A 13,597-nucleotide genomic window follows, 5' to 3' on the forward strand; every position below is an offset into this window, starting at 1 on the left:
TACAAATTGCTTACAATAATGCGTATTGGTAATGACGTTGGTACGATTTTTATTTATTTTGATCTATTTTTAATCTATTTTGTTTGATTTAATTTAGATCAATTTACTTAAGAACTGGCACATCAGTTGTGTACTCTGCAAGCCACTTTTCTTGAAGCTTCTTCAAAGTGCCATCTTTTTCTAGAGCATTCACAGCCTTAGTAACGTCTGCAGTAAGCTTAGATCCTTTTGGAAGAACAAGGCCAGTTCCTTCCTTATCTTCCGATCCTGCAATCTGTCCAAGAACAACGCCATCTTTAACCTGCTTGCTGCGTACAATATTTACAGAAGATGGAGTATCTATAACAAGTGCGTCAATTTGCTTAGAGTCAAGAGCCTGAACCAAAGCGTCGTTATCGTTAAAGGTTTGAATATCGCTCTTAATCTTGTCTTTAGCAAAGCTGTAGCTTGTTGTTCCAACCATTGCGCCAATCTGCGCGGTTTTAAGATCTGCTAAAGTCTTTGCGCTGGCAAACTTGCTATCTTTTTTAACAACAACGCCTTGAGTTGCGTTGTAGTAGCTTGGCGAAAAGTCTACTGCCTTCTTGCGTTCCTCGGTAATAGAGAACTGCTGAAGGTTAAAATCAAAGTCCTTTGGGCCTGGAGTTACTGCGGAGTCGAAGGTTGTGCGAACCCACTTAACCTTGTCTTTGCCGTAGCCAAGTTTCTTTGCAACAGCGTATGCTACTGCGGATTCGTATCCCTTGCCGTTTTCTGGCTTGTTATCGTACATCCAAGGTGTGTAAGTTGGCTGAGCTGTGCCGATTGTCAAAACGCCTGGAGTGATCGTCTTTTGATTTGGATCTTGTGCGTTTTGGCTTCCGCATGCCGCTGTGCTAACCATTGATGCAACGGCTAATGCTGCTGCAGCGATTTTAGTAGCTGCGATTGCTACGCGGTTAGTGTGCAAGTTGTTATGTACGAAAATAGCCATTTTTTCTCCTTGTTTTTGCTAAAACCTTAAATTTTTTCGCTTATTCGTTTTTTAAGCGATTTAAGTAGGTTTTGCGGCCGTACATTTGATAGTTTATAAGACGATAGATGCATTTAAGGCTTAATTGTTACAGAATTGTTATCGTGATTGTTTATAACGTGCTATATTTTGTTGATTTAATGGCGTAAATTTGCTCTACTTATGTTCAATTTTGTAAATGTTAAGTAACGGTTACAATCGGTGTGTTGCGGCGTGTTGTGTTGTTGCAGCGTGTCTTTACGATTTTAGAATCATAAGTATTTGACTGTATTTGGTTGTATTTGATTATGTTTGACTATATTTGATTTTGTTAGATTTTATTAGATTAGACTTATCGAACTTATTTTAGGGGAGACTATGCAAAAGGAATTTTCAATCGGTAATTCTGGCGATTTTAGTAATCTTTCAAAACTTGCGATTATAGTGGCACTTCAAAAAGAGGCTCAGCCTATTTTGCAAGCGTTTAGTGGCGAATATAAGTCTTGGCAAGATTACGGTGTTACTTTTATTCAAGGTAAAATCGCGTCTAATAACAAATGCAATAAAGCAGTTCTTACAATATGCATTGCTGGAATGGGAAAGTGTGCTGCAGCTGCAGCAGCTCAGGCTCTTATAATCGAAGCTAAGCCACAAGTGTTGATTTTTAGCGGAATCGCAGGCGCATTAAATCCGCGTCTTAATGTTGGAGACATTGTTATAGGCAAGAATCTTCACTATCTAGAAACAAATACACAAATTATTGCAGATTGTGCTCCATACAAAGAAGTTTTTGAATCGGACTCAAAGTTATGCGATTTAGCGGCAAATCAAGCGAAGTTATTAGGCTTTAGGCTTGAAAAGTCTTTGCAAGAATCATCTTCGGCTGCTTGCGATTTTTCCGCGGAATCTAAGCAAAGCGCGTCTAATAAGAGCGAAAATGGCGTTGCATACGTTTGCGGAAACATAGCAACAAGCGACCAATTTAACACAGATCCAAAGGTTCTAGATGCAGTTCGCGAAGAGGTTTTTGGCGATTGCGAAGAGATGGAAGGCGCTGCAGTAGCGCATATTGCAGCTAAAAATAGCGTGCCGTTCCTTGCGATTCGCGCAATGAGTAATCGTTGCGGAGAATCTTACGAATCGCTTGATGCGCATAAAGACGATTTAGTTCTTGCTGCAAATCGCGCTGGAAGCTTGACTTTGAGCGTTTTGAACGCGCTTGTTAAATAGCTTACGCCTTCAAAGTAGCATACTAGTTTTTAGACGCTAAATTAAATCCGCTAAAAGTAAAGCCAGGGCTTACAACGCAAGACACCAATACATCTGCGTTGCTAGGTACAGTTCGCTGCCATGTTCCAGCAGGAATCACAAGATGACCGCGCGTAAGTAAATCGTTACCATCTTTAGTGTTTCCCAGAGTAAAACGTTGCAAATCAGCCTCTGCGCAAGGATTTTGGCTGCATCCGCCAAGTTCAATCGTAAGATTTGCTGGGCCATGCCAAAACCAAATCTCGTCTGCATCAACTTTATGCCACGCGCTTGAATCGCCAGCTGGTAAAAGAAAATAAATAAGCGATGCTAGTGGTCTTGGAGCGCTGGCTGCGGAGTTTTCGTCAACTTGTGTATTAGTCGCGTTTGCGCTCGCGTCTGCGCTCGCGTCTGTGCTGTTATTTGCGCTATATAACTGTGCTGTTTGCCAATCGCGAGCGTACCATCCGCCTTCTGGGTGTGCTTCTAAGTGCAATTCTTTAACAAGATTTTTTGCGTAATCGCTCATATCTTCTAATTTAATGCTCATAATATCTCCTGATATTTTCTGATTTATTTTGCGAGACTTATTAGTCAAGACTTATTGCGCAAAAGCGCCATTATTGTACACAAGATTTCCAGATATTACAGTTGCTTTTGCGCTTCCTGCGCCGTGACGAACAAAATTGTGCAAAGTCTCTTCAACTCCTTGCGGCGAGCTTGTGTCTGTTGGAATGTTAAAGAACGCCAGGTCTGCTGTTGCACCAGCATTAATTTGGCCAATTCTGTGCGGCCCTACGTGCAAGCCCATAACGCTTGCGCCGCCTAAAGTAAGCATGCGGATAATTCGATGTGTTAAATCATCTTTTCTATATCCTTGTGCTGTTGCTAGGTCGTAGATTTTTGCAGCATCGTCTAAAACGTCTAAAGATGGGGAAGAAGATAGGGAATCTGTACCAATTGCAAGTAAGTTTCCTTCTTCCATGTAATCGCGAATCGGCGCGTCTCGCTCTGTAACAGTAATGCGATTGGACCTTGGGCAAAGTGCCACTCCAACTCCGCGCTGGCGTAAAATCCTGCGGTCTTCGCCGTCCGCCCAAACGCCGTGCGCAATATGCACGTCTGGCCCTAAAGATCCAAGCTGATCCAAAAACTGAATTGCAGATGCAGTCATTCCGTGCGATTTAAGTTCGCTATAGCTTTCCCAAACATTGCTATTCCAATCTGGCGCAGAATACGTAGTTAGCGTATCTGCGTGATTTCCTGCTTCCATTGGCGTTTCGGCCAAGTGTATGTGCAAGCGCATGTTTAGCTGGCGCGCAATGTCTGGCAAATCCACAAACGGCTCTGTTTCTAGACTATAAGGCGCATGTGGGCTAATACCTATGCTCGGTATGCTGCCGTTGTTCATCATTTGCCCAAGCATTTCTAGCAGCTTAGCGTAGCCTTCTTCCTTCCAATCAACGTTTTTCCAGCCCATTACCTCCCAATAGGCAATTCCGTGCATTCCCTGGCTTGCAAGCGCTCCAACCGCTTCAATATCGGTTACAATATCGGCAGCTGCGCTAGTGCCAGCTTCCACCATCATTCTTGCGCCTTGGTATGCAGAAGTCTTCCAAGTTGTTAGCGATGGATTTTTTTGTTTATCTTCTTGCAACTTGTCGTAAACAACGTTAAATCCTTGCTCCCAATCGTGGAAATTTCTATATTCTCCGCGTCCTACGCTTGCCATATTTGTGTATTGCAAATGCGTATGTGCGTTTATAAGACCTGGTGTCATAAGGCCGTGCCAATGTTTCTCATTTCTAAACATTTGCATATAAGAATCGCTTGGCATCTCGTCTTTTAGAATATTAAGAACCCATTGACGTGTTCCAACGTGAACAACGTGTCCGTTAGATACAGCAACGGCACCTTCGGGGATTATTGGCCCCGTTACTGGAATAACCATTGATGCACTGTATAGTGTGACTTCGCTAAGTGGTGTTGGGTGTGCAAGTTTGCGTATTGGGTCTGTAAGCATTGTGTTCCTTAAGGAATTACGTTGTACTACTTTTTGCTTTATTTATTCTATTATTGCTTAGATTTATTATGATTTGGTTAATTGATTTATGCTAACTATTTGCTTCTTCCGCAAATCGCGTTAAATCCCACTTGTAGCCGTTGTTTTTATTGGATTCGCTTGCGCTATATCCGCGTTTTGCTAGTGCGATTCTTGCTATTTGATTATCGGAGCTTTCTGGCAATTGGTAGATTCCAGAATCAAGGCGATTATCGTTATTTTTATTGCCATTTTTATTGCCGTCTTTATTGCCATTGTGCTCTAGCAAATACGCAACCGCGCTTACTTGAACAGCAAAACTAAAGTCCATAATCTCAATAGGATTTCCGCCGCCTGTAGTGTAATTTGTGCCGTCTCCTTCGCTTATTAGCGTAATTTGAGGACCGCGCGGAACTTGGATTTTTCTTTGTGCTGTTCCAACAACTGGCTTAAAATCAGGGATTTCGTCTAGTGCAATCTCGTTTGCAATTCCACCAATAACAGCCAAAATTGCGTTTTCTTGCATGTTTTGCATATTTTGCAATGTAATAGTGTGACGAACTCCAGTCGCAGAAACAATTATATTGCTTTCTTTAACAGCGCATTCAAGATTTTTAGCTTCAAATCCATCGAAAACTGCGCGTAAGGATTGAACAGGATTTGTATCGCAAATCGTAACTTTTGCACCCAATGCGCGTATTCTTAATGCAAATCCGCGGCCAACTGGTCCATATCCAACAACAGTTACTTTAGCGTTTTCAAAGCATTCGCTTCCAAGAATTTGTTGCATTGTTGTAACGCATGTTTCGCCAGTTCCATGACGATTGTCAAAATCAGTTTTTAGAGCGCTATTATTTACTGCGATTACGGGGTAGTGCAAGTGCCCAGCTTTTTGCATTGCTTCAAAAGCTCGCACTCCACTTGTTGTTTCTTCGGCAACGCCTATTAGATTTGCTGCGATTTGTGGGCGTTCTAGGCTTGCTAGTCGCGCAAAACTTGCACCATCGTCGATTATTATGTCTGGCTGTATTTCGTCTAGAAGTTTTAGAGCGCCTTCGTGCGTTTGCTCAGGAGACCAATCGCGGTTTGCTTGCACTAAAATGCCCTCTTTTTTAAGTTGATCTGCCACTCTCTGGTCAGTTTCGTCTGGGCCGCAAAATACGCCAACAATCGCTCCGTGAGCGTGTAGCTCCCTTAGTAGTACGGCTGTTTTTGGCTCTAGCACAAGGCAAACAGCTATTCTAACGCCTTCTAAATTAAGACCATTTTCTTGTAAATTGTTAAGTAGCGTGCGCATTACTGGCATGTGGTTTTGCGCGTAGTCAATGGCATCTTTTCCGCTTAAATTAGGCGCGTCTACAGTGGTCTCTAGGTTTTTTGCACATATTTTTACGCAAAAATCAGCGTCTTCCTTAGAATTTACGGGAATTATTCCCCAAGATTGCGCGTTTTGCAGGAATTTTTGCACATTGCTATTGTTGCTATTGTTGCCGCTGTTGATGTTATTGCTGTTGTTGTTTTCTTTATTTTCATCTTCAATAAACACTCGCGAACCTGCAAGCGAGCGATTAGTTTTTTGCGATGTAAAAGCAGCCCATTTACTAAAGTCAACCATATTAATCTCCATTAATCTCCTACAATCCCAGCGCTTTCAACGCTTCTTTAAGATTATTTACTTCAACTACATCAATTCCTGCAACGTGAATCTTTTTTTGCAAATGGCAAACAATCGCACGTTTATAGCCAATTCTTGCAGCTTCTTTAAGTCTAGTTTCCATTCTAGAAGCCGATCGAACTTGGCCAGTCAAGCTAATCTCGCCAATTGCGCACGTAAAAGGCAAAACTGGCTTATTTTTTGCAGCGCTTGCAAGAGATGCCACTATTGCTAAATCGCAAGAAGGCTCTTTTGCTTTAGCGCCAGCAATCGTAGAAACGTAAATGTCTTTAGCAAGAAGATTCAATCCGCCATGCCTATATAAAACTGCCGTAAGCATAGCAATTCTGTTTGCATCTACTCCCGAAACCGCACGTCTAGGAGCAGGTAGAACAGAGTCTGTAACAAGCGCTTGAACCTCAATAGCAAGGCTTCGATTGCCCTCTAAAGTAAGCGTTACGCATGTGCCTTCGTTTTTGCAATCCTCGTTAGAAGACAAAAACAGGCCAGAAGGGTCGGGGACTTCTTCAATACCACATCCGCTCATATCGAAGCAGCCAACTTCGTCTGTAGGTCCAAAACGATTTTTAACAGCACGAAGCATGCGCAATGCAGTTTGACTATCTCCTTCAAATTGGCAAACCGTGTCTACAAGATGCTCAAGCGTGCGCGGGCCTGCAATCGAGCCGTCTTTTGTAACGTGACCAACTAAAAGCACTGGAATATTACAAGTTTTAGCAACGTCAATAAGCGCGCTAGCTACTTCTCTAACTTGAGTGGAGCCTCCTGTAATGCCATCAACATCGCTAGAAACAATAGTTTGTGCCGAATCAACAATTGCAAGTGTTGGCTTATACTTTTCGATTAGTGCTAAAGCTGTGTTTAAGTCTGTTGTGCTAGCAAGAAGAAGATTTTGACTTATAGCGTTTATGCGTGATGCGCGCAATTTTACTTGCGATTTTGATTCTTCGCCAGAAATGTATAAGACTAAATTTGTTGCAGACTCGCTGCTTTGACTAGATTCGCCGTCATTTTTTGCTACTTTTCCAGCGGTTTCTAAAAGCAGAGTAGACTTTCCGATTCCTGGCTCGCCTGCTATAAGCGTTACGGACCCTGGAACAAGCCCTCCTCCTAAAACGCGGTCAAATTCGCTAAATCCTGTGTGTATTCTAATTCCATTATCTGCTTGGATGCTGCTAATCGGCTGTGCGTCTACGCTGGAATCGATGTTTAACGCGGCAATCGCATTTGTTTTTGCGCTTCTTGAATTTCTAGACGATCTTAAAGCTTTAGAAACGCCACTTTGCAACTTTGGCTCGCTAAACTCGCTTAGTGTACCCCATTCGCCGCATTCTGGGCAGCGGCCGTACCATTTTGACCCACTCCAACCACATTCGGAGCACAAGTAATAAGTAGAAGATTTTGCAGCCATGATTTGACGCTAGCTGCATTTATAGACATTTTGCCGTCATACTTTTGTGAGATAATCCAAGTATGTTTAACAGTGTTATGTGGGGTAAAAAATGAATTCTTATACAAATAATTCTTCTACTTCTTCGCAAGGATTTTCTGCGTCTCATAACAATTTACGAAAAGTGCTTATTGTTGCATTAATAGTTGTTGTTTTGGCAATTGTTTCCGCGTTTGTTTGGCCAGGTTGGGCGTTAAATCACCAGCAAAATGCGCAATCTGCTAAAACGCATGTGCCTTCTGCAAAAACGCCATCTATTAAGGCTAAAGATTTGCCTAGCACTTCTACTGCTCTGTTAAAAGCTATGCCAGATACTGTTCTTGATTTTGCTCGTGTTGATGCTTCTGCTAGTGCAAAATGGTCTTCGGCTTCTCCTTTAGAAGAATACACAGTTAAGTATTCAACAGGAGAATCTGGAAGCGATGTTTCGCTTGTTGTTGCTCAATGGAGCAGTCGCGACCTAGCGAATAAGCAATATGAGCTTTTGCTAGATGGATTAAGTGGGGTAGATGTTGCTTCTGGAAAAATTCAAGTTTCTGGGAAAACCACTGGCAGCTATGTGTTAAAGACTGAGTCGGGCAATAAAGCTAAAGCTAGTGCCATTTGGCAAAACGACACAGCTGTGTTTGAGTTAACTGGATCAAAGCAATCTGTTGAAAGATTCTATAAGCAATTCCCAATGTAAACTTTGCAAAATATAAGCTGTTTTGTATGTGTTTTGTATGTGTTTAACGTATGGTTTTGCGCATGTTTTGCATGTGTTTTTGTAAAACTTTGCTTTAGGATTTTCCAAAGTCGTCAAAACGGTGTAACATTAGGCAAGTTGCACACTTTACATATGAATGGAGGCTTCAGATGGGTTCTGTCATCAAGAAGCGCCGCAAGCGGATGAGCAAGAAGAAGCACCGCAAACTGCTGCGTAAGACTCGTCATCAGCGTAAGTAATGCTGTTTGGCGCGCCTGCCCGTTTGGGCACGTAACACTTTTGAAAGCGTTGGATTTTCCAGCGCTTTTTTTATTTCGATTGACTTATTGCGATTGAAGATTGTAAAAAATTTCCCGAAAACGTATGCAAATTAACTAATTTTACATACATTCTCGGGAAATGATTGGTTAAATATTAGATTATGACTGGATTATGCAGCTTACTTATTTGGATTTGTAAGCGTGCGAGGACCGTTTGGATCTCCAACAATCACAGTATCAACCATGTTCAAGAACAGGCCGTGTTCAACAACGCCAACAGTTTCAATCAAGTCTTTAGCAAGCTCTTGTGGGTGGTCAATGCGCTCCAAATGCAAGTCAACAACAAAGTTGTTCTCGTCTGTGCGCACTTCTTTGCCGTTTGCATCCAAGCGCAAAACTGGCTTGTATCCGCGCTTCTCGAACTTGCGAATCACTTGAGCAGAACCAAATGGAATCACTTCAACAGGCAGTGGGAACTTGCCGATTGTGTCTACAACCTTGCTTGCGTCTACAATCCACACAATGCGATCGGAGTTGATTGCAACAATCTTTTCCCAAAGAAGAGCCGCGCCGCCGCCCTTAATGCCGTTAAAGTTCTTATCAACTTCGTCTGATCCGTCAATCGTAACGTCAATATGGTCAACATCGTTAATGTCAAGAATCTTAATGCCGTAGCCTTCTGCCTGCTCTTGCGTGCGGCGAGAAGTTGTAACTCCAGTAAAGCTTAAGCCTTCTTCCTTAACTCTGCGACCAAGCTCGTCTACCAAGAATCGCACTGTAGAGCCAGTTCCAAGTCCAACCATCATGCCATTTTGTACGATTTTTGCGGCCTCAATGCCAGCTGCTTTCTTTAGCGCGTCTTGTTGTGCTTTATCCATGTGTGCCTACTTTCTTGCTTTTGCAGGTTGTTACCGCGTTGTTTTGCGCGATTATGTGCGATTTTTAGTGATTGCTAATCGCATCTGTTTCATACATATTACATATTACATATTAGTCTGCTTTAAGAATTTTGTTCTGTTATTTCTTAGCATTTGTTTGCATATAAAATTCAGTTGGTTCTAAGTTAAAAGTGCCATCTGGCATAACGTATCCGCTTAACTGTATTGTGCCTGTTATAAATCGTGGATTTCCGTTAAAACTTGGGCTTGTGTTTGGAGCAGGCGTAAATTGCAATGTTCCGCATACGCGCAATCCTGGAACTGCTTTATATTTTTGCTCTGATTTATTTTGGGATTCGCTATTTTTGGATTCGTTATTTTCATGCGAATCTTCATCGGCTTTCGATTCATCATTTGCTGGCGATTCATCATTTGTATTAATGATTTGCGTAGATGAGTCGCAAGCAGCGTTGTTATTTGCGTATTTAGCGGTATCGCTAAATGTTTCACGCTCTGTTTCACGCGTATTATCGCCATTAAAATCAGGATTAATATCTTCTCCAACGCATCTGCCAATGTGGTATTCGCTACTAGAAATTTTTCCATCCAATAGCATTTTTGCGTCTTGCGGAACGTCAACGCCATCTGAATATGAGGAAGAAATCAACGATTTCCACCCTTCTAGTGGCAAATATCCATCCTTCAATTTGCTGCGGCAATCTTCGGCATAAGTTCTAGCAAGCTCGTCAACTTTCTCGTTTCCAGCGTTTCCAGCATGACCCTTAACCCAAACGAACTTAACGGAGCCTTTGCGCTTGCAAATCTCCGAATCGATTGCGCGAATAAGTTCTGCATTTTTTACAGGCTCTTTTTTGGAGTTTTTCCAACCGTTCTTTTTCCAACCATGAATCCAAGTTGTTGCACAATTAATCGCATATTGCGAGTCGCTTTCGATTGTTAAAGGCTCGCTTCCAGGATGTGCTCGCAAAGCTTCTAGAACTGCGCATAATTCGCCTATTTGATTCGTGCCGTTAGTAGCTCCGCCTGCATCCGCGTTACCAGTGTGATTGTGCTCGTGAGCGTTGCCCGCTTCGTCTATGTGGTCTGCCCAAGCCCAGCCCATTGATCCGTTTGGATTTCCTAGAGCAGATCCGTCTGTAGAAACAACAATCATTGCAAAACCTTTCAAAAATGCGCTGGCAGCATCAGCAACCAGCGCATATAGAAGCTGTTAACTTTAACTAATCGCAATTAAAGCGTTACGCTAAAGCCTTGTCAACTACAGCAGTAGCTTCCTCAAGCACCTTATCTAGCGCTTCTGGAGAAACGAAGGACTCAGCGTAAACCTTGTAAATGTTCTCGGTACCAGATGGGCGAGCAGCGAACCAATTGTTCTTAGTTGTAACCTTCAAGCCGCCAATCTTAGCGCCGTTTCCAGGAGCCTCAGTGAGCTTTGCAGTAATATCTTCGCCAGCAAGCTTAGTCGCTTCAACGTCGTTTCCGCTTAGAGCTGCAAACTTTTGCTTTTGCTCAAGAGTGGTTGGAGTATCTACGCGCTTGTACCAGCTTTCGCCAAAGCGAGCAACCTGGTCTTGATGAAGCTGAGCAGGATTCTTGCCAGTCTTTGCAGTGATTTCTGCAGCGAGCAAATCAGGAATCAAGCCATCCTTATCGGTTGTCCACACGCGGCCATCCTTGCGCAAGAAGCTCATGCCAGAGCTTTCCTCGCCGCCGAAAGCAACTTCGCCACTAAAGAGTGGGTCAACAAACCACTTAAAGCCAACAGGAACTTCCACAAGCTTAGCGTTAATAGAAGCAGCTACGCGGTCAATCAAAGAAGAAGACACAAGCGTCTTGCCGATAGCAGTATTCTTTGGCCAATCTGGGCGAGCGCCGCCGAACAAGTACTCCACGCACACTGCAATGTAGTGGTTCGGGTTCATAACTCCCCAGTTAGGGCACACAATTCCGTGGCGGTCAGCATCTGGATCGGTGCCGCCAACTAAATCGTACTTATCCCAAGCGCCAGCGTTAAGCTGATCAACTAAGCCCTTCATTGCATAAGGGGAGCTTGGATCCATACGAATCTTGCCATCGTGGTCAATTGTCATGAATCGCCAAGTTGGGTCAACATCTGGGCGCACAACGCCAATGTTTAAGCCGTACTTTTCGTTCATAAGTGGCCAGTAGTTTACGCTTGCGCCGCCGAGTGGGTCAATTCCCAAGCGCACACCGCTAGAGCGAATTACATCGAAGTCAATAACGTTTGCTAAATCGCTAACGTAGTGTTCGCGGTAATCGAAGCCTTCAACCAAATCAGACTTGATTGCTTCCTCGAAAGGCACGCGCTTAACGGACTTGTAATTGTCGAGCAATTCGTTTGCGCGGTTTGCAATCGCATTAGTTACGTCTGCTGGGGCAGGGCCGCCAGTTACAGGGTCGTACTTAAAACCGCCGTCGGTTGGAGGATTGTGTGAAGGAGTTACTACGATGCCATCTGCCAAACCTTCGCCGCTAAAACGCTGAGTGCCATCAGCTGCGCGATTATGCGTCAAAATAGCTTGCGACACAACAGGCGTTGGAACAAAGTCGCCGCGCGAGTCCACACGAACGTGAACGCCGTTAGCAACCAAAACCTCAATAGCGGTTTTTTGAGCAGGCTCGGAAAGAGCGTGCGTATCTCTACCAATATAAAGTGGGCCAGTTACGCCAGCCTTCTTGCGATATTCGGCAATGGCTTGTGTGATTGCAACAATGTGAGCTTCGTTAAACGAAGTTTTTAACGCAGAACCACGGTGACCAGACGTGCCGAAAATAACGCGCTGTTCTGGAATATTGGAATTTGGAACTTCATCGTAGTAAGCGCCAATCAAAGCGTCAACGTCTACTAGATCTTCTGGGGTGGCGGGCATTCCCGCATTTTTTGCTACCATAATTTTTTATTTTGCCACGGCGACGGTATTTTAATGTAAGTCGGCGGTATTTTGGGTTAAAGAAGATTGCAAACTCTCTGGCACACGCACGCATAATGCTCTTTTATCTACGCTAAAACGCAAGTGTTTTGTGTAGCCTAAAATATCTCCATCAACCTGCACAGGAGCAGGCCGTTCTAGCTTAACTTCGGCTTCAATACCCTGCGATTGGTCAATCTTGGAGTTTGTAGAAAGTGGGCTTTGTTGCGCTTTTCCTGTAACGGTTTGGTGCACAACATCTCCAAACAAGTTAGCCCATCCGATTAATCCGCCAGAAGTGTCAATAATCTCAAAGTCGAGTATGCCATCGTCGTAAGCAGCATTTGGCATAAGTGAAAACATTGGAATCTGGCCGCAATTTCCAGCCATAAGCGTGCGGAAAGATATTGCACTAGATGTGTAATCCGTTCCATCTTTGCGCGTAAAAGTAACGTCTCCGCGGTATTTTGGCGCAAACAAGTGCTTAACGCCTGCAACAAAGTACGCAAGCCAGCTTATGTTCTTTTTAAGTGCAGGATTAGTGTCGTCTATCATAAGCGCGTCGAATCCAATTCCCGCAATAATCAAGAACGCATGACCGTGGTCTTCGTACGGCTTATCGAGTATAAAAACGCGACCAACGTCAACAAACCTAGATCCATGGCTAGTGGCCACTTTTAGCGCGGCTTGAACATTGTCTACAGGAATCCCCATGTTTCGCGCAAACAAATTTCCCGTTCCAATTGGAATTATTCCCATTGCGTGGTCTGTTCCGCTAACTGCGCTCGCAACTGTTCTAACAGTACCATCTCCGCCAACAGCAACAACAACATTTGCGCCATTTTTCAAAGCTTCTAGCGCGCATTCGCGCCCGTCTTTATTAAGCTGCGTATCTATTATTTCGTACGTAAAATCGTTAGAAGCACAGTAATCTTTAATGCTTTTTCGGTATTCTTCGGCTTGCGGTTTAGAAGGATTTATTATAAAAGCGTAGTGAACGCTGTCTCCATGCCTTTCTGCCAGTTTTTCTGCTAAATGATGCTTCTTCAGGGTACGCGTAACTATCATGATGACGAATGGCGCAAAAACTAGCGCAAAAACAATCACCATTAACGCAATTGTTGCTTGAATTGGCATATCTGGCATATTTATTATTCTTGCACACATCTTTAAGATATGGACATTATTTTGACAATATTTATAAAATTTGATTATTTCTTTACATTTTCATCACTTATTGCGTTATTTTACGCATTGCGGCATTTGATTAGAGCTTGATTGCGGCATTTGATTAGCGCATTGATTATGAGCTTGATTATGCGCTTAATTACATTTTGACGTTGGCATGTTTGCTTAGTTAGTGCCATTTATATGATTTTTATATGCTAAGCAAGTGA

The 13,597-nt window shown here is 43.2% G+C and carries 12 protein-coding genes; 3 read left to right on the top strand and 9 right to left on the bottom strand.

From position 1 onward, the window contains the following. Window positions 1–103 precede the first annotated feature (103 nt). Window positions 104–973 (bottom strand): ABC transporter substrate-binding protein, encoded by an 870-nt coding sequence (locus NYP65_RS05575; RefSeq protein WP_128832008.1) that lies wholly within the window; start codon window positions 971–973, stop codon window positions 104–106. Window positions 974–1,369: 396 nt separating this feature from the next. Here NYP65_RS05575 and NYP65_RS05580 point away from each other — a divergent pair, with 396 nt between their 5' ends. After that, window positions 1,370–2,221 (top strand): 5'-methylthioadenosine/S-adenosylhomocysteine nucleosidase family protein, encoded by an 852-nt coding sequence (locus tag NYP65_RS05580; protein WP_004131719.1) that lies wholly within the window; start codon window positions 1,370–1,372, stop codon window positions 2,219–2,221. A 22-nt stretch (window positions 2,222–2,243) separates the two neighbouring features. On the opposite strand, the gene NYP65_RS05585 is transcribed toward NYP65_RS05580, so the two are convergent. From NYP65_RS05585 to radA, 4 genes are all read right to left on the bottom strand, one after another. Then, window positions 2,244–2,789 carry a cupin domain-containing protein gene (locus NYP65_RS05585; protein WP_473410736.1) on the bottom strand — a complete coding sequence of 182 codons (546 nt, stop codon included), beginning with the start codon at window positions 2,787–2,789 and terminating at the stop codon, window positions 2,244–2,246. Between the two features lie 51 nt (window positions 2,790–2,840). Further along, window positions 2,841–4,262, bottom strand: a complete 1,422-nt coding sequence (locus tag NYP65_RS05590) for an amidohydrolase family protein (protein WP_004131721.1) — start codon at window positions 4,260–4,262, stop codon at window positions 2,841–2,843. Between the two features lie 91 nt (window positions 4,263–4,353). Next, window positions 4,354–5,895 (bottom strand): adenosylhomocysteinase, encoded by a 1,542-nt coding sequence (locus tag NYP65_RS05595; RefSeq protein WP_050543403.1) that lies wholly within the window; start codon window positions 5,893–5,895, stop codon window positions 4,354–4,356. A gap of 19 nt (window positions 5,896–5,914) precedes the next feature. Then, window positions 5,915–7,366 carry a DNA repair protein RadA gene (radA, locus tag NYP65_RS05600; RefSeq protein WP_473410737.1) on the bottom strand — a complete coding sequence of 484 codons (1,452 nt, stop codon included), beginning with the start codon at window positions 7,364–7,366 and terminating at the stop codon, window positions 5,915–5,917. A 91-nt stretch (window positions 7,367–7,457) separates the two neighbouring features. On the opposite strand from radA, the gene NYP65_RS05605 reads away from it, so the two are divergent. Further along, window positions 7,458–8,090, top strand: a complete 633-nt coding sequence (locus NYP65_RS05605) for a hypothetical protein (protein WP_004131724.1) — start codon at window positions 7,458–7,460, stop codon at window positions 8,088–8,090. A gap of 170 nt (window positions 8,091–8,260) precedes the next feature. After that, window positions 8,261–8,350 (top strand): 30S ribosomal protein bS22, encoded by a 90-nt coding sequence (locus NYP65_RS05610; protein ID WP_004268639.1) that lies wholly within the window; start codon window positions 8,261–8,263, stop codon window positions 8,348–8,350. A gap of 200 nt (window positions 8,351–8,550) precedes the next feature. On the opposite strand, the gene rpiA is transcribed toward NYP65_RS05610, so the two are convergent. The 4 genes from rpiA to NYP65_RS05630 form a co-directional block, all read right to left on the bottom strand. After that, window positions 8,551–9,249, bottom strand: a complete 699-nt coding sequence (rpiA, locus tag NYP65_RS05615; protein WP_004131725.1) for a ribose-5-phosphate isomerase RpiA — start codon at window positions 9,247–9,249, stop codon at window positions 8,551–8,553. A 139-nt stretch (window positions 9,250–9,388) separates the two neighbouring features. After that, window positions 9,389–10,423: a ribonuclease H family protein gene (locus NYP65_RS05620; RefSeq protein ID WP_473410738.1), complete on the bottom strand. Its 1,035-nt coding sequence runs from the start codon at window positions 10,421–10,423 to the stop codon at window positions 9,389–9,391. Between the two features lie 85 nt (window positions 10,424–10,508). Then, entirely contained in the window at window positions 10,509–12,182 is a 1,674-nt protein-coding gene (gene pgm, locus NYP65_RS05625; protein ID WP_101896494.1) for a phosphoglucomutase (alpha-D-glucose-1,6-bisphosphate-dependent), read from the bottom strand. A 30-nt stretch (window positions 12,183–12,212) separates the two neighbouring features. Continuing rightward, complete coding sequence (locus tag NYP65_RS05630) at window positions 12,213–13,346, bottom strand: diacylglycerol/lipid kinase family protein (protein ID WP_004133407.1); 1,134 nt, start codon at window positions 13,344–13,346, stop codon at window positions 12,213–12,215. Window positions 13,347–13,597: the final 251 nt, after the last annotated feature.

Source organism: Gardnerella sp. c12Ub_1, from assembly GCF_055804375.1.